This is a genomic window from Tolypothrix sp. FACHB-123, from assembly GCF_014697075.1.
Classification (GTDB): Bacteria; Cyanobacteriota; Cyanobacteriia; order Cyanobacteriales; family Nostocaceae; genus Aulosira.
Window position 1 is genome coordinate 48,477 of record NZ_JACJRE010000011.1, and the last position, 24,826, is coordinate 73,302.

Below are 24,826 nucleotides of genomic sequence, written 5' to 3' on the forward strand. Positions count from 1 at the left end.
GCTTTGAAAAAGTTCCTCTCTTATGCCTTGTTCTGCCACTTTAAATCAACTGGTTGAAATTCTTTTAGCACAGCCTGTAAACTTATCAGCCGCAGCTTTAGCACAATTGGGTAGCGGTATCCAAACAGACACTCGTATCCTCAAGCCAGGTGAGGTGTTTGTGGCTTTGCGAGGGGAAAAGTTTGATGGACATGAGTTTGTTTCAGCTGCTATTGCTAAAGGTGCGATCGCAGCTATTGTTGATTTTGAATATGAAAATCCTGGATTACCAGTATTACAAGTAAAAAATACTCTTGAGGCTTATCAAAAAATTGCCCGTTGGTGGCGCGATCGCTTTAACATCCCGGTAATTGGGGTTACTGGTTCTGTCGGTAAAACTACTACTAAAGAACTGATCGCCGCAGTTTTAGCCACTCAAGGACGAGTCCATAAAACTTACGGAAATTACAATAACGAAATCGGTGTCCCCAAAACTCTTTTAGAACTCAGCCCAGAGCATGATTTCGCTGTGATTGAAATGGCAATGCGGGGTAAGGGACAAATTGCTGAACTCACCCACATCGCGAATCCCACCATCGGTGTCATTACTAACGTCGGGACGGCACATATTGAATTACTTGGTTCGGAAGCAGCGATCGCTGAAGCTAAATGTGAGTTATTAGCCGAAATGCCCAAAGATAGCGTCGCTATTCTCAATCACGATCATCCCCTATTAATGTCCACCGCCGCTCAAATTTGGCAAGGACAAGTCATCACTTACGGCTTATCTGGTGGCGATCTTCAAGGACAGGTAATGGATAACCAAACTGTAACAGTAGGCGGAATGCAGCTACCCCTACCTTTACCCGGTCGTCATAATGCCACAAATTTCTTAGCCGCTTTGGCGGTTGCTCAGGTTGTGGGTATTGATTGGACTACCTTGCAATCTGGTGTTAAGGTTGACATGCCTACCGGGCGATCGCAGCGTTTTGCTTTACCCAATGATGTAGTAATCTTAGATGAAACATACAATGCCGCACCGGAAGCTATGCTTGCAGCCTTGCAATTATTAGCAGATACACCAGGAAAGCGAAAAATTGCGGTGCTAGGAGCCATGAAAGAATTAGGAGAGCGATCGCCGCAATTGCACCAGCGAGTTGGCGAAACGGTACAGAAATTGCAATTAGATGGGTTATTAGTGTTGGTAGATGGCACTGATGCCGAAGCGATCGCTAAAAGTGCCCCAGCTATCCCCTCAGAATGCTTTGCCACCCATGCAGAACTAGTGGCGAGATTAAAGACATTTGTGCAAGCAGGCGATCGTTTATTGTTCAAAGCTGCCCATTCCGTGGGATTGGATCAAGTTGTTAACCAGTTACGTGCGGAATTCGCTAACTGAGATTTGTAGTCACCAACAATGGGTTATAGGTAATGAAAAATTGCTAATGACTAAAGGTGCAAATTAGTCATTAGCTTTTTACTTGTAATTTGTTATCTCTATTTTTTCTCTGGACAAAATTAAACCGTATACTATCCCTGTGTGAAAGTATACGGTGTGATTAATGTTATACTTGATAAAATACTGTTAACAGTATATAATAATGCACTTCAGCAGGCATTATTACTTACTGAAGTTTTTCATTCAAGTTTTCTGTTATGGGAGTTATTTGCTGTTCGTAGTTTGTGTTTTGTTGGGTAACAGCGATCGTGCCCAAGAGCATCATACTTCCCACAGCAAGAGCGATCGCCGGACGCTTCAGGAAGAGGAAATCTCGAACCAGCCTAGCTAAAGGACTGCTTTGACGACGCAGTTCGGCAGAAATCATCATTTGCTTAATAGTAAATGGATCGCGGACGTAATGACCGCTGGGACAAACTACAAGTTTTTCTTGGCAATATGGACAACTAAATAAGCCAATGCACGACTTTAGTGGTTTAGGCGTGGCATTTCTTTGGCAAATTGGGCAAGTAACATAATGATTATCAAATATGTGTGTATTCATCTAATTTATCCGCCTAGTCCCTTGACTCGCTCTCTAAACAATAGCTATAGTAAATTCCCGCTTAACACTTAATAGACTCACCTGTGTGGTCTAGCATTAGTTTTTAATTACACATACAGTTTTGTTTTACTCAGGTTAGTTCGATGACAGCAACACGAGTATAGCTAGATTTAGCAAAGGATGACTCTAGTGTGATTGTTTGCCTAGAAGTACAAGCATCACGACTACCCATACTGTATGCGCTTTCCAGTGTTGGACTTTATACTAAATTACACTTGATCGCTGCTGGTTTACCATTAACTATAATAATTCTCTCCCATTTAATCATTCTCCCCATCAAAATTTTGCACAGTGGAATTTTTTTTAACTGAAACTTTGCAAATCTGGCCAATCTAGCATACTTGTCTGGTTGCTAAATCATGGCTCACAATGAGAAGTAACGGATAAAAATTTAAATTTTTTCTTACATTTACCTCGCCTCTCAATGACTCTCTTGCCGCCCAAAGAACTGAGGAAGGTGACGGAACCACCTGCTTTTCCTTCTCTTTCCACTCGCTTAGCTCGCTTAATTAACCGTTTTCAACCATCTTTAGAAACCGTTGTGCTGCTTTTAGCCATATTAATTGGCGGTGGTACGGGTATGGGTGTAGTTACTTTTCATTATTTAATCCAGCTGATTCACGATCTGATGCTGGAAGATTTAATGGGCGTGATTGGTGTCTGGGGTGCATGGACTTTAGCCTGCGTTCCTATTTTCGGTGGCTTAATTGTGGGATTAATGCGCTGGCGCACCCAAGACTTTGGCCCTGGACTAGCTTCTTTAATTGCTGCTTCTCAGGGTAAAGAAATTAAGCAGCCACTGCGCCCAGTCACGAAGATGTTAGCAGCTTCGGTGTCTTTGGGAAGTGGTGCTTCTTTGGGGCCAGAAGGGCCTAGTGTCGAAATTGGTGCCAATTTCGGGATGTTGTTGTCTTTGGTGCTGCAAGTATCTCAAGAACAACAGCGGTTGCTTTTAGGTGCAGGTGCGGCGGCGGGATTAGCAGCAGGCTTTAATGCGCCCATCGCAGGGGTGTTTTTTGCCCTAGAGGTGGTAATGGGAGTTACTTCTTTTGCGACTTCGGCGGTGAGTGTAGTGCTATTAGCAGCTGTAGTTGCAGCGTTAATTGCGCAAATTGGTTTGGGTGCACAACCTGCTTTTGCGTTACCTGTATATCAAGTCCGCAGTCCTTTAGAATTGCCAATTTATTTGGGATTAGGCTTAGGTGCGAGTTTAGTGGCTCTTACTTATAAAGAGTCAATTCGCTTAGCGAAAGCCTGCTTTGCTGGACAAGTTCCTGTTTTGGCATTTTTGGGGCGAATTCCTAAGTATATCCATCCAATTATTGGCGGTGCGATCGTTGGTGTAACAGCTTTATATTATCCGCAGATTTTGGGTATTGGTTATGGCACTGTACAAGCCATGCTGCAAGATGTGGAGTTTTCTTTGCCCTTGCTGGTTGTACTGTTACTGCTCAAACTGCTAATGACGGCGATTAGTAGTGGTAGTGGTTTTGTTGGCGGGTTGTTTGCACCAGCAATGTTTTTAGGTGCTTCTTTTGGTTCCGCTTATGCAAAAATCGTTGCTTTAATTTCTCCAAGCATTGGCGCACAAATGGCGGCTCCCCCGGCTTATGCAATGGTAGGAATGGCAGCAGTTTTGGCGGCTAGTGTCAGAGCACCGCTAACAGCAATTATCATGCTCTTTGAACTAACCCGCGATTACCGCATTGTTTTACCTTTAATGGCGGCAGTGGGTTTAAGTGTTTGGTTGATAGAACGAATTAAGCCAAACTCTAATTCTAATTCTAATCTGCAACAGATTGGGCTTTCGGAATTAAAAGATGAGAAGACAGAGATGTTGCAGCGAATTTTAGTAAAAGATGCAATACTAACTTGTCCAAAAAAATTAGCGGCAACAATAGGGGTGTTAGAAGCAGCTAAGGAAATGATCCGCGATCGCTGCCATAATGCTTTAGTAATTAATGAAGCCGAGCAATTAGTAGGGATTATTTCATTAGAAGATATTAACCGCACTCTTCGCTTGGGGCAAAACTATCAGAATTTACCCATCGAAATCCATAGCGATCTAGCCGGCAAATCTCTGCTAGATATTTGCACCACAGAAATTCTTTATGCTTGGATGGATGAACCCTTATCTGAAGCTTTAGACCGCATGGCACTTAGAGGTTTACATCAATTACCTGTGGTAGAACGAGACAACCATGAGCGCATTTTAGGCCTGCTTGAGAAGGAACAAATTGCATTGACTTGTAGTTTAGCAGTAACAAATCAGGCAATTCACCAGTATCTATCCATGCAACTTTTATAAAGATGTGGTTACTAGTCATTAGTCAATGGTCAATAGCCAACAGTCAACGGTCAATGGTCAAGCTATTGTTAACTCTAGACTATGGACTTTGAACTTTTGACTATGGACTATGGACGCTTGACTTTTGACTATTTATTAAGCTGTGGCTTCTATATCTTCAGCATCTTCTCTATCTTCTGGATCTACTTGCCGCAGACGAATGTGCTTTTTACCTAAAGTGATGAGAAACTCATCTCCTGGTTTGAGATTCATCTGTTTTGTATAAGCCGAACCTATCAGCAAGTTGCCGTTCGATTGCACACTAATTCTATAGCTGGCACTCCGTCCACCACGCCCATTAGCACTAGGTGTACTGTCTAATTGAATGCCTTCAGCATCAATTAAGGCGTTTAAGAACTTCATCATATTGACGCGCTCTATACCATTTTTAGTAACGGTATAGTAGCCGCACTTCTTAGCTTTCTCTTCTTTGCTCTCGTTCTCTAGCTCTTTGACTTTTCTGAGCAGATCTTCACCGACTAGTGGTTCAATTTTTTTCTGTTTAGCCATCAACTTAGGTCGAAAACGAATGTTTCAAGTCTTTGAATCGATTTTATTTTAGCTGACATTGAGCTAGTAGGAACAAAATCCTTTAGTTTTTATTTCAGCCTTGCCAAGTATATTACATTCATTGGCAGAATTGTTACTAGATTTTCAATATTGTCACGACAATCTATTCTGTAGAATGCGAGCAATAGTGATAACTATATAGATGTTGTGAATTACTGCTAGACTATACTTGTTTAAGTTTTCTAAAGTAGCGCGAGAAAAGTTGTCTAGTTGCTGATATGGAAAATTGGGGTAGAGAATGATAAGCAAAACTGATCCTTAGTTGCTAAGGGAGGGTTTTGCAAAATATCCATTTGGTAATGAGAGATATTGGTTAAACCCACCCGTACATGAGTGCAAAGTCCAAAGTTTTTTGACCATTGAGCATTGACTATCGACTAATTAACAAAGCTGCGAAGAATGAAACTAACAACGAGAGGACAATACAGTGTAAAGGCCTTGCTAGATTTAAGTTTACAGCCAAAGTATGGCCCTGTATCTGTCAGAGCAATTGCCAATCGCCAAGATATTCCTGCTCCTTACCTAGAAAAATTATTAATAGAAATGCGTCGAGCTGGATTGGTAAAATCAATTCGTGGTAGTGTTGGTGGCTACCAATTGGCACGAGAACCTGTAAAAATCTCTATAGGACAAATTTTAGAGTCAGTGGGTGAAACGATCGCTTATTTACCCGATCGGGCCCCAAAATCAGCACAAGCTGAAGATTGGGTAACATTTACACTTTGGCAAAGACTCAACCAAAAATTAAAAGAAGCTATATACAGTATTACCTTAGCCGATCTCTATTACGATGCTCGGAGTTGGCAGGCTTCATTGGGAGAAGAAGCAAATTTTGTTGTTTAGTCAAAAGTCCAAAGTCAAAAAAGTCAATAGTCAAAAGTCAGTCTACGGTTAAGAATTTCTTGACCACTGACCATTGACTAATAACCATTGACTAATAACCACTGACTAATAAAGATTGACTAATGACCATTGACCATTGACTAATGACTAATAATATCTATATATTGATCTTTGCAGCAATTTTAGATTATATAATTGGCGATCCTTGGGGTTGGCCTCATCCAGTACAAGTGATGGGATGGGGGATTTCTCTGTTTACTAAAGTAGCTGGGAAATATTTTCACCATTCTCTCAGCCAAAGAATAGCTGGAATTTTTCTGAGTATCGTCTTAATAATTGGTAGTGCAGTTGTCGGCTGGTTAATAATTTACATTGCTAGATGGCTGCATCCAGTATTGGCAATTGTCCTAGAAAGCATAATTTTAGCTAGTTGTTTTGCTCTTAAAAGTTTGCGAATAGCTGCAATTAATGTGTTAAAACCTTTAACCGCAGGAAACTTAACAGAAGCTCGTGATACTTTAAGTAATTATGTTGGTCGCGATACTAAAGACCTTTCTGAAGCAGAAGTTTTGCGAGCAATTTTAGAAACTGTAACAGAGAATGCTACTGATGGGGTAATGGCTCCGTTGTTTTATGCAATTGTCGGCGCATTCATTCCCTTTGTAGGGGCGGCACCATTGGCTTTAGCATATAAAGCTAGTAGTACTCTTGATTCAATGGTGGGCTATAAAGAAGCACCTTATACTTATTTGGGTTGGTTTAGCGCGCGGTTAGAAGATTATTTAACTTGGGTTCCTTGTCGCTTAACTGTCATCACGCTAGCGCTATTATCTGGTAAACCTCTGCATGTTTGGCATATTTGTAGCCGAGATGGTGTAAAAGATCCTAGCCCCAATTCGGGTTGGAGTGAGTGCGCCTATGCGGCGATTTTGGGGGTGCAGATGGGTGGGACAAATTGGTATCGTGGCGTAGCTAAACATAAACCACTTTTGGGAGATGATATTTATCCCATCACCCCTGATACTATTGAATCTGCTTTGCAATTAACGCGCTATTGTTTTTTAATTTGGTTAGGGGTAGCGATCGCTATATTCTTAATACACCTAAACAGGTAATCATAGATATAGGGCATTGGGCATTGGGCAATTCAATTTTGAATTTTGGATTTGCGATAGCGCAGCGTTAACGAGTCCGCGAGCGTCTTTTGGATTGGGTTTGAATCTAAAATCTAAAATCTAAAATCTAAAATTCCTTGTCTCCCCTGCTCCCTGCGCCTCTGCCTCCCTTCCTTCCTCCAGTCGCTTGGAAATCTGGTATCATGCATTACTCAGGGGTATCGGTTTATGGCTATGTCTGTCAAAGTAGTTGAAATTCTCTCAGCGGAAGAACTTCGTCGTACTGTCAATCGCTTGGCTTCGGAAATTGTGGAGAGGACGCGCGATTTATCTGGGCTAGTTTTGCTAGGTATTTATACTAGGGGTGTGATGTTAGCTGAGTTATTGGCACGTCAAATTGAGATATTGGAAGGCGTGACTGTAGAGGTGGGAGCATTAGATATCACATTTTATCGCGATGATTTAGATCAAATTGGGTTACGGACTCCAGCTAAAACCAATATCCCCTTTGACCTGACAGATAAAACGGTTGTCTTGGTGGATGATGTGATTTTTAAAGGCCGAACAATTCGTGCTGCATTGAATGCGGTCAACGAATACGGTAGACCTGAGGTAATTCGTTTAGCTGTTTTGGTAGATAGGGGTCATCGAGAAGTACCAATTCATCCCGATTTTATTGGTAAACAGCTCCCTACGGCAAAAGAAGAGGTTGTCAAAGTTTATTTACAAGATTGGGATGGAAAAGATGCGGTGGAGTTGATTGGAGATTAGTCAACAGTCAACCACGCAGCTTGGTATAACCGGGGTAATGCTTTACAGGATTTAGGAAAATATTTAGAAGCGATCGCATCTTATGACCAAGCTTAAGTAATTAAACCAGACATACAAAAAGCCTGGAATAATCGAAGATTAGCATTAACTTTGCTACACAGATACCAAGATGCGATCGCATCCTCTGACCAAGCTTTAGCAATTAAACCAGACATACACAAAGCCTGGTATAACAAAGCTTGCTGTTACACCTTACTAGGAAATGGGGAATTAGCAATCGAGAACTGAAAAACAGCGATGAAATCATCCCGATGAATGTCGCCAAATAGTAAAAACTGACGCTGATTTCGACACAATTAGAAACGATCAACCTTTGTGGCTTTAATCTTCCAATGATTTTGTCGTTACTTCAACCGCTGTCACATCAATTGTGCCATCGGGAGTAAAGCGGCGAAAATGGCGATTTTGGACTAACAATTGCTCGCTACAGTTAGGACATTGTAATTGACTATTATTTAACCCTGTAAATTCATATCGGCATACAGGACATTGATCGACAACTAAGTTCCGTTGCAGCCACCAGCGAAAGCCAAAAAAGGCAATTACTGGTGCCAATAGCAACAGTCCGAAAATAAACAGTAGTGAATTCACTAACCAACCCAAGCCTAAAGATGCTAGCAACCAAAAAACGGCTAACAACGTGAGCCAAGGGCGAAGACTTTCAAGCTGTGATGGAAAAGATTTAAGGCTCATTTTTAAAATGTCTTGTTGCTCTCTTTCTAGGATAGCGAGTTTAGTTCATAGTCAATAGTTAATGGTCAACTGTCAAGGGTTCTAAACTGCGTATATTTTAAAACCTAGAATTTGTAAAATCAGAAGAAACAAACCCACTGCCGAAAACGGAAATTCATTGGTGTCAACTTAACGCGAAACCCGCTTTGTAGCAAGGTTTTTACCCTCACCCCCAACCCCTCTCCCACCGGGAGAGGGGAGCAAGAGATTTAATTCCCCTTCTCATGGGGGAGAAGGGGTTAGGGGATGAGGGCGAGGGTTTTTGTACAACACGCGCCGTATATAGCTTTTAGCTTAAGTTGACACCTAAGCCCAATGCCCAATGCCCCATGCCCTTCACAGTAACTCCTGTAACCGTTTTTGCAAAGCATCTATCCCAAAAAGCGCGATCGCTTGTTCTCTGAGCCAATGTCCGTCACAACGTTGGTCAACTCCTGTGAGTATTTCTATACAAGCATTAGCTACAGCTTTGGGGTCACGGTGAGGAACGCGCCAGCCTAAATTACCATCTTGCAAGGGGTCGGCAGAACCATCATCATCACCGGAGAGTACAGGTATACCGCAAGCCATTGCTTCTAAATACACAATACCAAAGCCTTCTTGGGAAGGCATGATGTAGGCGTCAGCTAGGCGGTAATGTGCCATTAATTCTTCTGTGGGGACGAAGCCGGCAAAAATTACGCGATCGCTTACACCTAAATCTTTGGTTAATTGTGCTAATCTCGGTTGGTCATCGCCACGACCAATAATTAAGTATTTGACATCGGGGAAAATTTGCAAAATTTGCGGTAATGCCCGAATTGTCACATCAACACCTTTATATATATCTCCCGACCACAGTCTAGCTACTGTCAGCAAAACTCTGGCATTATCTAAGCCATACTTGGCTATTAATTCTGGCTGTTTGGTTCCTGGTGTAAATTTATCGCCATCAATAGCACAGGGTAGTATTTTTACTTTGTTTGTATCGATAAAATTAGCCGCACAGCAGCGATCGCGACTGTAACGGCTAATTGTCCAGATCCCTGATGCCGATCTGAGTGCCTGACGTTCTCTATCGGGTAACGGTTCCCAAACTTCTTTGCCGTAAGTTAAGACTGTGTAAGGAATTCCTAAAGGTTGGCAAAGAGTTTGCACTAGTTTGGCTAAATTGATGTGACCGCAAAAAACATGCTGAGGACGTTGTAGCAGCAGACACTTCAATAGCGCCAATGTCATTTTTAATCTACCCAGCTGGGGGGATTGGTTTTGAAAACCATGAAATCGCAGTTTTTCATCCCAACCATGTGCAGAGTCTGGGCGATCGCGTAGCACGAATACCTCTGCTTGATAGGTGGGATTCAATTTTTCATAGGCACGGAAAATATCTTTAACGTAGGACTGAATACCACCCTCATGTACAAAAATTTCTAAAAACACAAATACATGATTGGCTTGGCGATTAACTTGAGTATTTAAATTAAAGTTTGCGCTCACTTTAGCGATCGGCATTATTAAGTAGTATTTTTTAACCAGAATTTTAGTGATGGAAAATCCAAAACTAAAACCATCCCACCCTCAAAAAGGATGGGATTTGGCGTCAACGGTCAACCGTCAACCATCAACAATTCTAGTTGACTACTATTTTTACTTAGAAGTGGTATTAATGGCGACAGTAAGATTAGGGGTTAGTCTCAGCCAGATAATTGCTGCGGAATTAATTAATAAGCAAGTAATTGCTAAAGCTAACAAGATATAAGTCGGTAGCATGACTACACCGACGAGAAACCAGCTATAGACATGCATTACCATTACTAAAGCAAAAATACTGGCAATTCCCGCCGATAGCCATAGGTGATGTGATGGGCGACGGAATGCAGCCAGAAACATTGTCAGAATTGTGGTTAGTAAGTTGGCTGGCACCAAAAATGCGCAAATACTGATGCAGTTGGCGCGGGAGAACTCAGCTAAGGTATGGAAATCGAGCATCAATGTGTGGGGATAATGTTCGCATATACTAACAAATTTAATATATTTAAATTTAATATATTTATAAATAATTGAACTTACCTTAGCATCATAATGCAGTGAATACATCAAATATGTTACATAATTTAAATTAATCTCTGCAATTGTGAATAGTTAATCAGGGGTATGGTGGGTAATGCCCACCATCGTGAAATTAACCCATTAAAATCACTGTATCGATGACATGAATTACGCCATTATCTGCTTCGATATCGGCTGCTAAGACGGTGGCGTTTTTCACTTCAAAACCATCAGAACAGTCAATTTTAATTGGTGAACCTTCGACGGAAGTTACTGTTCCTAATTTCTCTAAGTCAGCCTTGAAGAGCTTTCCAGGCACTACATGAAATGTCAAAATCCGTGCTAATTGGGGAATGTTTTGCACGAGAGTTTGAATAGTTCCTGGTGGTAACTTAGCAAAAGCATCATCATTTGGTGCAAAGACTGTGAAGGGGCCAGGACTTTTTAATGTTTCTACTAAACCTGCAACTTGGACAGCAGTTACTAGGGTTTTAAAAGAGTCAGCCGAAACAGCAATATCAACAATATCAGCCATATTTTTCACCTGAATATGCGTATGTTATCTTAAAGGATAGTAAACTATTTTTAAGCTATATTAAATAAATTTAGCGGTAAATAGGGCTGTAAGTATATAGTGCGATCGCCCTATGATTGTCATAGATGAATCTCTGTGTAAGCAAAATGTCCGAGCGTAGTTACGCCATTCTAGGAACTGGTGCATTAGGTGGCTTTTATGGTGCGAAATTGCAAAAAGCTGGTTTAGATGTCCACTTTTTGCTTAAGAGTGATTATGAATATGTCAAAGATTCTGGTTTGGTGGTGGAATCTGTAGATGGTGATTTCACCCTACCCCAAGTTAATGCTTATAATGATGTGACAAAAATGCCTCAGTGCGATGTGGTAGTTGTGGCACTGAAGACGACACAAAATCATTTATTACCACAGATGTTACCACCCGTTGTCAAAGCGGGTGGGGTGGTGTTGATATTGCAAAACGGGTTAGCTGTGGAAGAAGAAGTTGCAGCGATAGTTAGCAATGTGACTATAATCGGTGGCTTGTGTTTCCTTTGTTCTAATAAAGTCGGTGCTGGACATATTCGCCACCTAGATTATGGACAAATTACCTTAGGAGAATATACGTCAGGTTATCAGGCTTGCGGAATTACCGAGAAGATGCAGCAAGTAGCTGATGATTTTATTCATGCGGGTATTTCTATAGAATTAACGGAAGATTTATTATTAGGGCGATGGAAAAAGCTGGTGTGGAATATTCCTTATAATGGGCTATCTGTGATTCTTAACGCCAGAACTGATGAATTAATGGCTTATGAGCATACGCGCAAATTAGCGGAACAGTTGATGTATGAAGTTGCTGCTGGGGCGAAAAGTTGCGATCGCATTATTCCCGAAAGCTTTATTCAATTGATGCTCGATTATACTGTGAAGATGAAGCCTTATCGTACCAGCATGAAAATTGACGCTGATGAAGGGCGTCCTTTAGAAGTAGAAGCAATTTTTGGTACTCCATTACGCAAAGCTCAAGCTGCGGGTGTATATTTACCGCAGATTAACTGTTTATATCAGCAGCTTAAGTTTTTGGATGGGCGGTTGATGGTTGATGGTTGATGGTTGATGGTTGACGGTTGACTGTTGATGGTTGATGGTTGATGGTTGACGGTTGACGGTTGACGGTTGACGGTTGACGGTTGACGGTTGACGGTTGACGGTTGACGGTTGATGGTTGATGGATAAAAAAATCTCTCGCATACCCGAAATAACGCCCGCAGGCTCAAAGCCACTGGCTCACGCTACAAAGCCCACCTTTGTGGGCTAAATTTTCTTAGTCCACAAAGGTGGGCTTTGTTCAATTAGCCGCACCCTTCCAGGGTGACGGCGGTTTATTGGGTAAGTGAGGGGTTGGGAGTGAGGATAAATAGGGATTAAGGGTAATTGCAATTTGTCCAGGTTGTATTCCAAGGGGTTTTCTCAAGGTTTCAATCCCTAATAGGGATTAAGGGTAATTGCAATGACCTACAAGTAGCACCAGGCGCGAATACTTCACCATGTTTCAATCCCTAATAGGGATTAAGGGTAATTGCAATTCTTAGTGATTTTTACATCACGCTTTGGGTTTCTGGGGTTTCAATCCCTAATAGGGATTAAGGGTAATTGCAATGGCTGCATTCTCTCGAACTGGAGACAGCCCCACTTGTTTCAATCCCTAATAGGGATTAAGGGTAATTGCAATGCTGCGCATTTCGCTTAAACCTTGAAAAATTTTCCGTTTCAATCCCTAATAGGGATTAAGGGTAATTGCAATATACTGACTTGCTGAAGATTTTGAAAGCTACTAGTTTCAATCCCTAATAGGGATTAAGGGTAATTGCAATGCGTTTTTGTAATTTTTAGAAATTGTAGTCTACAAAGTTTCAATCCCTAATAGGGATTAAGGGTAATTGCAATATTGCTTTTTTAAATCTTTTACCCGTATATTAGAGTTTCAATCCCTAATAGGGATTAAGGGTAATTGCAATATGGTCTTAAAAGCTGAGGGTTACAATCAGGATTCCTGTTTCAATCCCTAATAGGGATTAAGGGTAATTGCAATTTGCTCAACTCGTCATAATCGCCGCTTTGTTTGATTGTTTCAATCCCTAATAGGGATTAAGGGTAATTGCAATATAAAGAAGGGTAATAGAAATCACTCACCGCAAGTTTCAATCCCTAATAGGGATTAAGGGTAATTGCAATATCAGAGGCAGAAAGCCTGTTACTCATGTTGTCGGGTTTCAATCCCTAATAGGGATTAAGGGTAATTGCAATCTGATTGAGTAGTAATAATATAGCTGCGTTCTAAGTTTCAATCCCTAATAGGGATTAAGGGTAATTGCAATTTCAAATCTCCAGCAAGCTTTGAGTTGTGCTGGAAAGTGTGTTTCAATCCCTAATAGGGATTAAGGGTAATTGCAATGCCTAACTCAAACCAGTGGCTACGGTCAACATAGTGTTTCAATCCCTAATAGGGATTAAGGGTAATTGCAATGTTAGCTCTGTTGCTAAATCTGGGTTTGAGCCGCGTTTCAATCCCTAATAGGGATTAAGGGTAATTGCAATCGCGGAAGCCTAAAAGCTAAGTGATATGAGGTTTTCAAGGTTCTGTTGCGCGGATAGGTGAATCATAACATACACCAGAGTAAAAAAGCAAAGCCAAAAATTCTCAAAGCCATACTGTGTAAGCCGCGCGGCTGACGAAATAGCAATTAACACTTGAAAGTCTTACACAAAAAGAATTTCGGTCATTTTTGTGGAAACTGTTTTTGCAACACCTACCCAGTCGCGCAAATTTTGTAAAAGGAATTATGCGATCGCTTCAGATGATTTAATTCTTGTTCCAGGCCATATCATCGTGAGCTTGGTTTTTTGTGGTCAGGCTTGCTGATTATCCCCATTTTCTCAAACCTAAGCACAAATTTCAATTGTGGTTATTGATTATGCGATCGCATTTGCTGCTTTTGATACTACAATTGCCATTTTCGATAATACAATTGCTGCTTTTGATACTACAATTGCCATTTTCGATAATACAATTGCTGCTTTTGATACTACAATTGCCATTTTTGATAATACAATTGCTGCTTTTGATACTACAATTGCCATTTTTGATAATACAATTGCTGCTTTTGATACTACAATTGCCATTTTCGATAATACAATTGCGATTTCCAATAATACAATTGCTATTTCTGCGATATCTCAAGCAGGCTAATACCAATTTCATGTGAAGTTGCACATATTTAGATCCCCCTAAATCCCCCTTGAAAAGGGGGACTTTGATAAATTTCTTCCGGTTCCCCCCTTTTTTCAAGGGGGGCTAGGGGGGATCGAATTCTATGCAGCTTCATAAAGAATTGGTATAAGCTGACTCAATTAGCGATCGCTGTTAAAGCATAATCCCAAAAAGACTAATAAATGAGTAAAAACACCGATAAATTGGGAAATATTGCTTTTTAGGTGAAATTAATTCCCAAAATCTACCCATCTCAGCTATAAGGTCATTCTCTTATCTTAAAAGAGTACCTTATATAAAGAGAATCTAAAATGCCTTTGAGAACTCGCGGTTCTGCTGCTGTTGACAAAGCCCAACGTCGTCTCGCCCTGCTAAAATCCATTGATAAAAATCTCGATTTAGGACATGGATTAACCATTGAAGCTTATAGCCGCTTAATTGATAATACCCGTGCTGCATTGGAGTCTCATAATACACTCCTGTCCAATCTTGAAGAATCGCGTAACACTGTGACTCAGATGGATAAAGCACTCTCGGAACTATCAGAACGGATGCTCAGTGGAATTGCGAGTGTATATGGTAAAAAAAGCATGGAGTATTCCAAAGCTGGTGGATCTAGTCGCAAGCGGGGGAAAACCGCTGCTTTACCAGTTCCCGTTGTTGTTGAGACACCAGAATTTCAACCAGTACCAACTGCACTTATCTCGAAACCAACTAACGGGCGAGTGAAGAATTAGGGATTTCCAAATAAAAAAAATATACAACTTTTCTTGTTGGGTGGGGCGTTTCACCCTGCCCATAGACTTACTCTTGTTTTCCTCCATAATACCAATTCTTCAAAATGCAGCAACAGATTCAAACTCAAAGACCCTTGCTACATATGGCTTTATTGATTTTGAATTTTGAATTTTGAATTGGTATAAGGCGATCGCTCTCAGTGCAGATTCACGATAAAATTTGACAATCTTGTCACAACAGCATCAAAAAACCACTTTTTCTGAATCAATAATAATTACTAATTTATCATTCCGGCTTCCTCCGTAAAACTAGCAGCGAAAAATAGTAAAATACTCTCAGCAGCCATTTTCACCTTAAACAGGTATTTTTCGTGGAATTTTGGGAAAATATACGTTTCTTAATGGTCAGCAGTCTGACTTACTTGACTCTGGCTCACTTTAGCTTGGCTAAGGCACAAATAATTCCCGATAATACCCTTGGCACTGAAAGCTCAGTTGTCAACCCGGATACAATTAAAGGCATTCCCAGTGACAGAATAGATGGGGGTGCAATTCGTGGTAGTAATCTCTTCCACAGTTTCAGTGAATTTAATATTGACTCAGGAAGAGGAGCATACTTTACCAATCCCAGTGGAATTGAGAACATTTTGACAAGGGTGACGGGAAATAATGCTTCTCAAATTCTGGGAACTCTGGGGGTATTGGGTAACGCCAATCTATTTTTGATCAATCCCAATGGCATAATTTTTGGGAAAGATGCAGTTATAGATATTCGTGGTTCTTTTACTGCTACTACTGCCGATGGCATTAGATTAGGTGAAAATGGGTTATTTAGTGCTACTAATCCTCAAAGTAGTAACTTATTGACAGTCAAACCAGGGGCGTTATTTAGCAATGCATTAAGTAATCAGCAAGCGACGATTAATAATCAAGGTAATTTAACAGTAGATGCTGGTAAGAATATAAATTTATTTGCGGCAAATGTGATTAATACAGGCACATTAACAGCACCATTCGGGGTAGTACAATTAACAGGTACAGAAAATTTAATCACTAGAGGAAATATCGCTACAGCTACATTATTCCTCAATACTAAAAACCTGACTATTGGTGAAAACAATAATGCCACAATCGATAAAACTACCTTAGAGGGTTTGTCTGGAAATACAAATCTGATATTGCAAGGAACTAATGATATTACAGTTGATTCTCTGACTAATAGCACTTTAAATTTAGCTGATGGTAGCGGTAAAATCGCATTTATTGCTGATGCCGATCGCGATGGAATTGGTAATTTTCAAATGAATGCTGCCGATACTATCAAAACCAATGGTAGAGATATTAGCATTTCGGGAGCGAATTTAACATTAGGCAATATTGATACCTCCTTGATGAAAGGCGGAGATATTGCAGTTGATGTAGATGCTGGGGGTGATATTCCTGCGAGTGGAACTGAAGGAACCGCTATTTTTACCTTCACAGTATCAGATTCACAACCAATAGAAGATTTAGATGTACAGTTTTCCGCATCACATACTTGGGATAGTGACCTAGGCGTTAATCTCACTTCACCATCTGGGACAACATTGGAGTTATTTAATCGTATAGGAAATGATGGCGATCACTTTCAAGATACTGTATTAGATGATAGTGCAGATACGAATATTAATAATGCTTCACCTCCCTTTCAAGGGAGATTTAAACCAACAGGGGTAGGGGGTTTAGCATCTTTTAATAGTGAAAATACTACAGGAATTTGGCAATTAACAGTTAGAGATTGTTGTGCAGGAGATTCAGGTATTTTGTACAAAGCAGGGGAAACTGCACCTTGGGGAACTGCTGAGGGGACAAAATTAATGTTTCGCACTCCAGTTATATCTGGTAATAGCGGTGCAATTACTCTCAATGCTACAAATGGTAGTCTTAATGTTGGCAATATTAATGCTGGAAATTCGACTACTGGTGGTGAAGTTAATCTATCAGCGACGGAAAATATTAGTCTAAATGGCAGTTTGACTGCTGTGAATAATCTGAAAATTTTGGCAGATATTGATGCTAATAAAATCGGTAATTTTCAGATGGATGCTGCCGATACTATCAAAACAAATGGACGAAATGCTGAGATTGCAGGTGTGAGTTTAACTGTAGGTAACATTGATAGTAGTTCCCAACAGGGTGGAGGTAATATAACTTTAACTGCTACAGGAGGTGATATCACTACAGGAAGCCTTAAATCCTCCTCATCTTCATATTCAGGAAACGCAGGCTTTGGCGGAGCCATCACTGTGACTACCTCACAGGGTAATATCTCTACACAAGTAATTGACTCCTCCTCATCTTCATATTCAGGAAACGCAGGTGATGGGGGCGCGATCGCCCTGACTACTACACTGGGTAATATCTCTACACAAGTAATTGACTCCTCCTCATTGTCACCTTTCGGAAACGCAGGTTCCGGGGGTGCGATCGCCCTGACTACTACACTGGGTAATATCTCTACGCAAAACCTGAACTCCTCTTCATTTTCAGTTTCAGGAAACGCGGGATCTGGGAGTGCCATCACTGTGACTACCACCATAAAAGGAGATATCTCTACACAAGTAATTGACTCATCCTCATTTTCGGTTTCAGGAAACGCAGGTTCTGGAGGTGAGATCGCCCTAACTAGCACACAAGGTGATATATCTACACAAGACCTGAAGTCCTCCTCATTTTCAGTTTCAGGAAACGCAGGTGATGGGGGTGCAATCACCCTCACTACTACACAGGGTAATATCTCTACAGGATACCTTGACTCCTCCTCAAAATCAGAGTCACCAAACGCGGGTGATGGGGGTGCAATCACCCTCACTACTACACAGGGTAATATCTCTACAGGATACCTGAACTCGTCCTCAAAATTACTTTCATCAAACTTAAGTGATGCGGGTGCGTTAGTCGCAGGCTTTGGCGGAGCCATCACCCTCACTACTACACAGGGTAATATCTCTACAGGATACCTTGACTCCCAATCATATTCATTGTCACCAAACGCAGGTGATGGAGGTGCGATCGCTCTGACGACCACACAGGGTAATATCTCTACAGGATACCTTGACTCCAAGTCATTTTCACGTTTAGGAAACGCAGGTGATGGGGGTGCGATCGCTGTGACGACCACACAGGGTAATATCTCTACAGGATACCTTGACTCCTCCTCATATTCACGTTTAAGAACCGCAGGTGATGGAGGTGTGATCGCTATGATTACCTCAGGGGGCGATATCTCTACACAAAACCTGAACTCCTCCTCATCTTCAATTTCAGGAAACGCGGGTGATGGGGGTGCGATTGCTATGACTACCTCAGGAGGCGAGATCTCTACACAAAACCTGAACTCCTCCTCATCTTCAATTTCAGGAGACGCGGGTGATGGGGGTGCGATCGCTATGACTACCTCAGGAGGCGATATCTCTACACAAAACCTGAACTCCTCCTCATCTTCAATTTCACGTTATCTAAATGGAGGTTCCAAAGGTGCGTTAGCCGCAGGCTTTGGCGGAGCCATCACCCTGACGACCACACAGGGTAATATCTCTACACAAGACCTTGACTCCTATTCATATTCAAGTTCAACAAACGCAGGTGATGGGGGTGCATTTGCCGCAGGCTTTGGCGGAGCCATCGCCCTGACTACCACACAGGGTAATATCTCTACAGGAAACCTTGACTCCCAATCATATTCAATTTCAGGAAACGGAGGTGATGGGGGTGCGATCGCCCTGACTACCAGACAGGGTAATATCTCTACAGGAAACCTTGACTCTCAATCATATTCATTTTCAGAAAACGCGGGTGATGGGGGTGCGATCGCCCTGACTACTATACTGGGTGATATCTCTACAGGAAGCCTGAGTTCCCCGTCATTTTCATTTTCAGGAAACGCGGGTGATGGAGGTGCGATCGCCCTGACTACTACACAGGGTAATATCTCTACAGGCGACCTTAACTCCTTCTCAATTTCAGTTTCAGGAAACGCGGGTGATGGAGGTGCGTTAGCCGCAGGCTTTGGCGGAGCCATCGCTCTTTCTACCACACAGGGTAATATCTCTACACAAACACTTAACTCCTTCTCATTTTCAGAATCAGGAAACTCGGGAACTGGTGGAATAATTACTCTCAGCGCCAGAGATGGGAATATAATAAATGATAATTTTAATACTGCAACATTGAATTCCTTTTCTGTTTCCACAAACGGAAATTCCGGAAAGGGTGGTAACGTTACTTTAGAAGCTAAAAATAACATTACAGATTTAGATATCTTAACTCTATCTTCTGCTGACAAATCTGGAGATGTTCAAGTTAACGGTTTTGGAGATTTATCTTTGACCAATACTAACATCATCACCAGTAAACAGGTGACAATCAAGCTTCCAATTGGAGAAATTACCCTAGATGTTGGTGGAGTAGGTCAATCAGGAAATGTAAATATTACCAGCACAGGTAATCTCACATTTCAAGATACTCGCATCGAAAGCGACACCAAAGGCGACAACCCCGCAGGAAACGTCAACATCTTTAGTCCTGGTACTGTCGCCTTCAATAATAGTAAAATCGCCAGTAACACCAGCAGCATAGGCAACGCTGGCAATATTCAAATTAATGCTAACAACTTAACCCTCACAGATTCCTCAGAAATCTCTGCTAACACCACAGCAGAAGGTTTTGCTGGAGACATCACTCTCAATACTCCCACTTTAACAGTAGCCAATGGCGGCAAAATCTTCGCCACAACTTCAGGTAACGGTAATGGCGGTAAAATTACTGTCAATGCACCAAATGAAGTTAATCTCGGTATCGGTGTGCAAGACTTCGCCCCCATCCTCTCGGTTGAAACTAGCGGCGCAGGTAAAGCTGGAAATATCATTGTCAACACTCCTAGCCTCACCATATCCGACACCGCCCGCATCACCGCCACCGCCACTGCAACAGCTACCAACATCCAAGGCGGTGGCAGCATCTCCTTAAACGCCTCTAAATTAGACCTAGCAGGCATTGTGGGAATTTTTGCCGAAACCAAAGGACAAGCCCCCGCAGGGACATTAGAACTTAATCCCTACGCAAATCAGCCTAATTTAGATATTACCCTGTTCCCCAATTCAAAAATATCTGCTTCCACATCTGGTATTGGTAATGGCGGCGATTTAATTGTCAAAGCCCCCGAAACAATTAATATTAGCGGACAAGGAACATTAGCTGTAGAAACTTTTAGCACTGGGAAGGCAGGTAATATTGAAATTACCACTCAAAACCTGAATTTAACAGATGGTGTCACCCTTTCCGCCGCCACTTCTGGTATTGGTAATGCAGGGGATATTGTACTCAATACCCCAACTTTAAACCTGACTAATGGTGGTAAAATCTTCGCCTCAACTTCTGGTACTGGCGATGGCGGTACAATTAGCGTTAACGCCCTAAATTCTGTAAATATAGGTAAAGGTGTCCAAGACTTTGCGCCAATCATTTCTGTAGAAACCACTGGCGCAGGTAAAGCCGGGGATATTATTTTCAATACTCCTAGCCTGACAGTATCCGACACCGCCCGCATCACTGCAACAGCCACTGCAACAGCTACCAACACCCAAGGCGGTGGCAGTATCACCTTAAACGCCTCCAAATTAAACTTAGCAGGCATTGTAGGAATTTTTGCCGAAACCCAAGGACAAGCCCCCGCAGGGACATTAAAACTCAATCCCTACGCAAATCAACCCAATTTAGATATTACCCTGTTCCCCAATTCTAATATTTCTGCTTCTACTTCTGGCAGTGGTAAAGGTGGTGACTTAATTCTCACCGCACCGGAAAATATTAACATTACTGGTAAAGGAAAATTAGCAGTTGAAAGTACAGGTATAGGCGATGCAGGTAATATTCTTATTACTACCCAAAACTTAAATATTAATGATGGCGTGAAAATCTCCGCTTCAACAATGAATGGTCAAGGCGGTAATATCAACATTAATGCTCATACCTTAACTGCTAATAACGGTGGACAATTTCTCACCACTACATCTGGTACAGCCAAAGCCGGAAATATTAACGTCCAAGTCCGGGATAATATCACCTTAGATGGCACAAATACCGGACTATTTGCCAATACAGAAAAAACTGCAACAGGCGATAGTGGCAATATTACCATTGACCCAGAAATTTTTACTATTAAAAACGGTGCAGGTATCGGCGTCAATAGTAATGGTAGCGGTAAAGGCGGCAATATTTCCCTGACTGCTGGGACTTTAATTTTAGACAATAAAGCCTTTATTAATGCCGCTACTACTAGTAATAATGGCGGCGAAATTAAATTAGATATTCAAGATTTCTTATTTCTGCGGCGTAATAGCAACATTACCGCCACAGCCGGCACAGATTTTGCAGGCGGTAATGGTGGTAACATTACCATTAATAGTCCTTTCATTGTTGCCGTTACCCAAGAAAACAGCGATATTACAGCCAACGCTTTTAGCGGTCAAGGTGGCAATATTAACATATCTACTCAAGGAATCTTCGGTATAGGATTCCAAGCACAACAGACAGCACAAAGCGATATCACTGCTAGTTCGGAATTGGGCATTAGCGGTAATGTAACTATCAATACACCAGAAGTAGATCCCAGTAAAGGCTTAGTGCAACTCAGCGCCAATCTGCTGGATGCTTCTAGACAAATTGATAACTCTTGTCAGCCTGATAGTAAACAAAGCGCCAGTTCATTTACGATTACGGGAAGAGGTGGTTTACCTTCTAATCCCTATGAATATCTGCAAACAGATTCGGTAGTCAAAAAATGGGTGAGTGTAGATAATAATCCAAATTCTCCGGGCAATAGTCAGGGTAGTATGAATGAAAATCCTTCCCCACCGGAGATTGTGGAAGCGCAGGGATTAATTAAGGGTGACAACGGCGATATCTATTTAGTTGCACAAGCTTCTCAAGTTATACCCCATAGTCCGACGTTAACAGCTGCTGCTTGCGCGAGTTCTCGGTAACGGGTTGAAAGTGCGATCGCTTTTGATAGTTTCAATTAAAGCATTAAATTTCTTGGTTAGTTTATTGAGGGTGGAAATTTAAACGCAAAGGCTCGCAAAGTTAAGCGCAAAGGTACGCAGAGAATGAGCTATGAATTGATGAAATATTGTACTAAGTTTGCTTTGAATTGTCTTTTAAACTGCAATGAAATTTAAAAATAAACTATACTCTTTTTTGGCGCTGGTGGTAGCAACTACGATAATATGCACCCATGTTTCACCAGCTATGGGTAAATTTGTTGCTAATAATCCCATAAATGCACAAACATCAATCTCTGTCGCTAACTCTAATTTAGAACAGGGGAAAAAATTATATGATGCTGGCAGATTTGCTGAAGCTGTGAAATTTTTACAGCAAGCAGTCAAGGAATATCAACAGCAGGGCGATATCCTCAGACAAGCGGCAACTTTGAGTAATTTATCTCTAGCTTATCAAGAACTGGGGGATTGGAATCAAGCCCAACAAGCAATTACAGCCAGTCTCAATTTATTAACAGCGAATTCAGAAAAGACGGCAAATTTAGGAGTTTTCGCTCAATCGCTAGATGTGCAAGCTAGTCTGCAATTAGCTAGAAGACAAACAGATTTAGCTTTGAAGAATTGGCAACAGGCAGCAGAGATATATACCAAAATTAAAGATAATAGTGGCGTAGTGCGATCGCAAATCAATCAAGCCCAAGTTTTACGCATCCAAGGTTTTTATCAAAAATCCATAAAATTACTGAATCAAGTACAGCAGCAGTTACAATCGCAACCAGATAGTTTAGAAAAAGTTGTCAGTTTGCGATCGCTTGGTGATAGTCTGCAATTAGTCGGTAATTTATCAGCAGCGCAAAAGGCTTTACAGCAAAGTCTCGAAATTGCCCAACGGTTACAATCTGTCGAGCATGTAGCAGCCAGTTTATTAAGCTTGGGGAATAATGCTCATGCTGAAGGTAAAATCACAGAAGCGCTTGCTTTATACCAACAAGTAGTTAAAATATCTCCCTCACCCCTAACTAAAGTCCAAGCACAGCTCAACCAACTGAAATTAATGATTGAAGATGGTAAATTGGCTGAGGCACAAACTTTATTACCAGAAATTCAATCGCAAATCGCCCAACTTCCCACCAGCAGTTTAGCCATCTATGCGCGGATTAACTTTGTCCAAAATCTGCTGAAATTAGGGGGAGAAAATTTAACACTTAAGAATTCCCAACTCATAGCTAGCGCCATTCAACAAGCACGCGATTTAGGCGATAAACGCGCAGAAGCTTATGGAATCGGTACTTTAGGACATTTCTACGAACAAACACAACAGTGGAATGAAGCACAAAAACTCACCCAGCAGGCTTTATTTTTAACCCAAACTCACAACGCACCAGAAATAGCTTATCGCTGGCAATGGCAATTAGGTAGGATATTCAAAGCACAAGGAAATATTCAAGATGCAATTATTGCCTATGATGCGAGTTTAGCAACCTTAGATACTCTCCGCAGTGACTTAGTAACTGTTAACCAAGATGTGCAATTATCCTTTCGTGATAGTGTCGAACCAGTATATCGAGAATCAGTAGAAATACTACTACGCTCTCAAGCTGATAAACCGGATGAAAAAATTCTAGAAAAAGCCCGCCAACGCATTGAAGCCTTACAATTAGCCGAATTAGATAACTTTTTCCGCGAAGCTTGTTTACAAGGTAAAACAGTATTACTAGATAAATTAGTAGACGAAGATAATCCCACCGCCGCTATTTTTTACCCGATAATTCTGCCAGAATCACTCCAAGTAATCGTCAAAATTCCTAAACAACCCCTGCGACATTATGCCACCAAAATACCTCAAGCAGAAGTCGAGACAATAGCAAATCAACTACGATTTAATCTCAATCAACAATATACTAGCAAAGCTACAAAACAACAGTTACAGCAGCTTTACAGTTGGCTAATTCAACCGATTGAGTCAGAATTACAAACTGCTGGCGTCAAAACTCTAGTGTTTTTGCTAGATGGAGCTTTACGTAATGTGCCAATGGCAGCTTTGCATGATGGTAAAAAATATTTATTAGAGAAATACGCTGTTTCTCTTAATCTGGGTTTGCAACTCCTCGATCCTCAACCCTTAGCTAACCAAAAACTCAGAGTTATTACCGCCGGATTAATCAATTCTCCCCCAGGATTTTCTCAATATCCACCCTTACCTGCCATTGAACAGGAGTTTGAGTTAATTGCTAAAACCGGAGTAGAAACAACCAAGCTTCTAGAACAGCAATTTACCAGTAAAGCCTTAGAAAGCAAAATTAACTCTGCTAACTTTAACATAGTGCATATAGCCACCCACGGTGAATTTAGTTCCAGGGCTGAAGATACCTTTATTTTGGCTGCCGATGGTCTCATTAATGTTACCCAATTCGATAAAATTTTGCGCAGTCGCGAAGGTAGTAAATCTAACAGCATGGAACTATTATTTTTAAGTGCTTGCCAAACAGCTACCGGTGATAATCGCGCCGTACTCGGTTTAGCTGGGGTTGCAGTTCGCGCTGGGGCAAAAAGTACGATCGCTTCTCTGTGGGATATTAATGATGAAGCGACAGCTAAATTTGTTGGTCTTTTTTATCAAGAACTTCAGCAAGGTAAAGTTAGCAAAGCTGAAGCCTTGCGCCTTGCCCAGCTAAAGTTATTGAAAGATCCCCAATACAAAGCACCCCGCTTTTGGTCTGCTTATGTACTTATTGGTAATTGGCTGTGAACTAC

Annotated in this window: 18 protein-coding genes, 1 pseudogene and 1 CRISPR repeat array; of the genes and pseudogenes, 12 read left to right on the top strand and 7 right to left on the bottom strand. The window is 41.4% G+C overall.

Going from position 1 to position 24,826, the window contains the following annotated elements:
- Nucleotides 1-22 precede the first annotated feature (22 nt).
- The gene (gene murF / locus H6G41_RS10100; RefSeq protein ID WP_190746046.1) at nt 23-1,378 is read left to right on the top strand and encodes a UDP-N-acetylmuramoyl-tripeptide--D-alanyl-D-alanine ligase; all 1,356 of its coding nucleotides are present in this window, start codon (nt 23-25) and stop codon (nt 1,376-1,378) included.
- A gap of 226 nt (nt 1,379-1,604) precedes the next feature.
- Here the strand turns inward: murF and H6G41_RS10105 are convergent, their stop codons facing one another.
- A complete protein-coding gene (locus tag H6G41_RS10105) occupies nt 1,605-1,982 on the bottom strand; it encodes a hypothetical protein (protein WP_190746048.1) in 378 nt (125 codons plus the stop codon).
- 484 nt (nt 1,983-2,466) lie between these two features.
- Between H6G41_RS10105 and H6G41_RS10110 the strand changes: the two genes are divergently transcribed.
- Nucleotides 2,467-4,350, top strand: a complete 1,884-nt coding sequence (locus H6G41_RS10110; RefSeq protein ID WP_190746050.1) for a chloride channel protein — start codon at nt 2,467-2,469, stop codon at nt 4,348-4,350.
- Between the two features lie 135 nt (nt 4,351-4,485).
- Here the strand turns inward: H6G41_RS10110 and H6G41_RS10115 are convergent, their stop codons facing one another.
- Nucleotides 4,486-4,899, bottom strand: a complete 414-nt coding sequence (locus H6G41_RS10115) for an AbrB family transcriptional regulator (RefSeq protein ID WP_190746052.1) — start codon at nt 4,897-4,899, stop codon at nt 4,486-4,488.
- 459 nt (nt 4,900-5,358) lie between these two features.
- Here H6G41_RS10115 and H6G41_RS10120 point away from each other — a divergent pair, with 459 nt between their 5' ends.
- From H6G41_RS10120 to H6G41_RS34620, 5 genes and pseudogenes are all read left to right on the top strand, one after another.
- Nucleotides 5,359-5,802, top strand: a complete 444-nt coding sequence (locus H6G41_RS10120; protein WP_190746054.1) for an Rrf2 family transcriptional regulator — start codon at nt 5,359-5,361, stop codon at nt 5,800-5,802.
- A gap of 143 nt (nt 5,803-5,945) precedes the next feature.
- The gene (gene cbiB, locus H6G41_RS10125) at nt 5,946-6,917 is read left to right on the top strand and encodes an adenosylcobinamide-phosphate synthase CbiB (RefSeq protein ID WP_190746056.1); all 972 of its coding nucleotides are present in this window, start codon (nt 5,946-5,948) and stop codon (nt 6,915-6,917) included.
- Between the two features lie 228 nt (nt 6,918-7,145).
- On the top strand, nt 7,146-7,688 hold the full coding sequence (pyrR, locus tag H6G41_RS10130) for a bifunctional pyr operon transcriptional regulator/uracil phosphoribosyltransferase PyrR (protein WP_190746058.1): 543 nt from the start codon (nt 7,146-7,148) through the stop codon (nt 7,686-7,688).
- 51 nt (nt 7,689-7,739) lie between these two features.
- Nucleotides 7,740-7,784 (top strand): annotated as a pseudogene (locus H6G41_RS35035) (hypothetical protein); the annotation flags it as partial.
- A 54-nt stretch (nt 7,785-7,838) separates the two neighbouring features.
- A complete protein-coding gene (locus H6G41_RS34620; RefSeq protein ID WP_199316117.1) occupies nt 7,839-7,976 on the top strand; it encodes a hypothetical protein in 138 nt (45 codons plus the stop codon).
- A gap of 93 nt (nt 7,977-8,069) precedes the next feature.
- Here the strand turns inward: H6G41_RS34620 and H6G41_RS10140 are convergent, their stop codons facing one another.
- The 4 genes from H6G41_RS10140 to H6G41_RS10155 all read right to left on the bottom strand — a co-directional run bounded on the left by H6G41_RS10140 (nt 8,070) and on the right by H6G41_RS10155 (nt 11,043).
- The gene (locus H6G41_RS10140) at nt 8,070-8,441 is read right to left on the bottom strand and encodes a hypothetical protein (protein ID WP_190746060.1); all 372 of its coding nucleotides are present in this window, start codon (nt 8,439-8,441) and stop codon (nt 8,070-8,072) included.
- A gap of 375 nt (nt 8,442-8,816) precedes the next feature.
- Nucleotides 8,817-9,971: a glycosyltransferase family 4 protein gene (locus tag H6G41_RS10145; RefSeq protein WP_190746062.1), complete on the bottom strand. Its 1,155-nt coding sequence runs from the start codon at nt 9,969-9,971 to the stop codon at nt 8,817-8,819.
- Between the two features lie 135 nt (nt 9,972-10,106).
- Nucleotides 10,107-10,448: a hypothetical protein gene (locus tag H6G41_RS10150; RefSeq protein ID WP_190746065.1), complete on the bottom strand. Its 342-nt coding sequence runs from the start codon at nt 10,446-10,448 to the stop codon at nt 10,107-10,109.
- A 193-nt stretch (nt 10,449-10,641) separates the two neighbouring features.
- On the bottom strand, nt 10,642-11,043 hold the full coding sequence (locus H6G41_RS10155) for a fasciclin domain-containing protein (RefSeq protein WP_190746066.1): 402 nt from the start codon (nt 11,041-11,043) through the stop codon (nt 10,642-10,644).
- 146 nt (nt 11,044-11,189) lie between these two features.
- On the opposite strand from H6G41_RS10155, the gene H6G41_RS10160 reads away from it, so the two are divergent.
- Nucleotides 11,190-12,134 carry a putative 2-dehydropantoate 2-reductase gene (locus H6G41_RS10160; RefSeq protein ID WP_190746069.1) on the top strand — a complete coding sequence of 315 codons (945 nt, stop codon included), beginning with the start codon at nt 11,190-11,192 and terminating at the stop codon, nt 12,132-12,134.
- Here H6G41_RS10160 and H6G41_RS10165 read toward each other — a convergent pair.
- Complete coding sequence (locus tag H6G41_RS10165; RefSeq protein ID WP_190746071.1) at nt 12,084-12,275, bottom strand: hypothetical protein; 192 nt, start codon at nt 12,273-12,275, stop codon at nt 12,084-12,086. The genes H6G41_RS10160 and H6G41_RS10165 overlap by 51 nt on opposite strands.
- Nucleotides 12,276-12,428: 153 nt before the next feature.
- Nucleotides 12,429-13,622: direct repeats of the CRISPR family, unit length 37 nt; unit sequence GTTTCAATCCCTAATAGGGATTAAGGGTAATTGCAAT.
- A gap of 364 nt (nt 13,623-13,986) precedes the next feature.
- Here H6G41_RS10165 and H6G41_RS10170 point away from each other — a divergent pair.
- The 4 genes from H6G41_RS10170 to H6G41_RS10185 all read left to right on the top strand — a co-directional run bounded on the left by H6G41_RS10170 (nt 13,987) and on the right by H6G41_RS10185 (nt 24,821).
- Nucleotides 13,987-14,274 (top strand): hypothetical protein, encoded by a 288-nt coding sequence (locus H6G41_RS10170; RefSeq protein ID WP_190746073.1) that lies wholly within the window; start codon nt 13,987-13,989, stop codon nt 14,272-14,274.
- A 332-nt stretch (nt 14,275-14,606) separates the two neighbouring features.
- Entirely contained in the window at nt 14,607-15,032 is a 426-nt protein-coding gene (locus H6G41_RS10175; protein ID WP_242037868.1) for a hypothetical protein, read from the top strand.
- Between the two features lie 371 nt (nt 15,033-15,403).
- Complete coding sequence (locus tag H6G41_RS10180) at nt 15,404-22,054, top strand: filamentous hemagglutinin N-terminal domain-containing protein (protein WP_190746075.1); 6,651 nt, start codon at nt 15,404-15,406, stop codon at nt 22,052-22,054.
- A 184-nt stretch (nt 22,055-22,238) separates the two neighbouring features.
- Nucleotides 22,239-24,821 carry a CHAT domain-containing protein gene (locus H6G41_RS10185; protein WP_190746077.1) on the top strand — a complete coding sequence of 861 codons (2,583 nt, stop codon included), beginning with the start codon at nt 22,239-22,241 and terminating at the stop codon, nt 24,819-24,821.
- Nucleotides 24,822-24,826: the final 5 nt, after the last annotated feature.

Bases quoted from the DNA above. Each gene is read 5' to 3' on its own strand.
- H6G41_RS10160 (WP_190746069.1), top strand. From the start codon at position 11,190: ATGTCCGAGCGTAGTTACGCCATTCTAGGAACTGGTGCATTAGGTGGC.
- H6G41_RS10110 (WP_190746050.1), top strand. From the start codon at position 2,467: ATGACTCTCTTGCCGCCCAAAGAACTGAGGAAGGTGACGGAACCACCT.
- murF (WP_190746046.1), top strand. From the start codon at position 23: ATGCCTTGTTCTGCCACTTTAAATCAACTGGTTGAAATTCTTTTAGCA.
- cbiB (WP_190746056.1), top strand. From the start codon at position 5,946: ATGACTAATAATATCTATATATTGATCTTTGCAGCAATTTTAGATTAT.
- H6G41_RS10105 (WP_190746048.1), bottom strand. From the start codon at position 1,982: ATGAATACACACATATTTGATAATCATTATGTTACTTGCCCAATTTGC.
- H6G41_RS10165 (WP_190746071.1), bottom strand. From the start codon at position 12,275: ATGCGAGAGATTTTTTTATCCATCAACCATCAACCGTCAACCGTCAAC.
- H6G41_RS10115 (WP_190746052.1), bottom strand. From the start codon at position 4,899: ATGGCTAAACAGAAAAAAATTGAACCACTAGTCGGTGAAGATCTGCTC.
- H6G41_RS10145 (WP_190746062.1), bottom strand. From the start codon at position 9,971: ATGCCGATCGCTAAAGTGAGCGCAAACTTTAATTTAAATACTCAAGTT.
- H6G41_RS10155 (WP_190746066.1), bottom strand. From the start codon at position 11,043: ATGGCTGATATTGTTGATATTGCTGTTTCGGCTGACTCTTTTAAAACC.
- H6G41_RS10140 (WP_190746060.1), bottom strand. From the start codon at position 8,441: ATGAGCCTTAAATCTTTTCCATCACAGCTTGAAAGTCTTCGCCCTTGG.
- H6G41_RS10175 (WP_242037868.1), top strand. From the start codon at position 14,607: ATGCCTTTGAGAACTCGCGGTTCTGCTGCTGTTGACAAAGCCCAACGT.
- pyrR (WP_190746058.1), top strand. From the start codon at position 7,146: ATGGCTATGTCTGTCAAAGTAGTTGAAATTCTCTCAGCGGAAGAACTT.
- H6G41_RS10120 (WP_190746054.1), top strand. From the start codon at position 5,359: ATGAAACTAACAACGAGAGGACAATACAGTGTAAAGGCCTTGCTAGAT.
- H6G41_RS10185 (WP_190746077.1), top strand. From the start codon at position 22,239: ATGAAATTTAAAAATAAACTATACTCTTTTTTGGCGCTGGTGGTAGCA.
- H6G41_RS10150 (WP_190746065.1), bottom strand. From the start codon at position 10,448: ATGCTCGATTTCCATACCTTAGCTGAGTTCTCCCGCGCCAACTGCATC.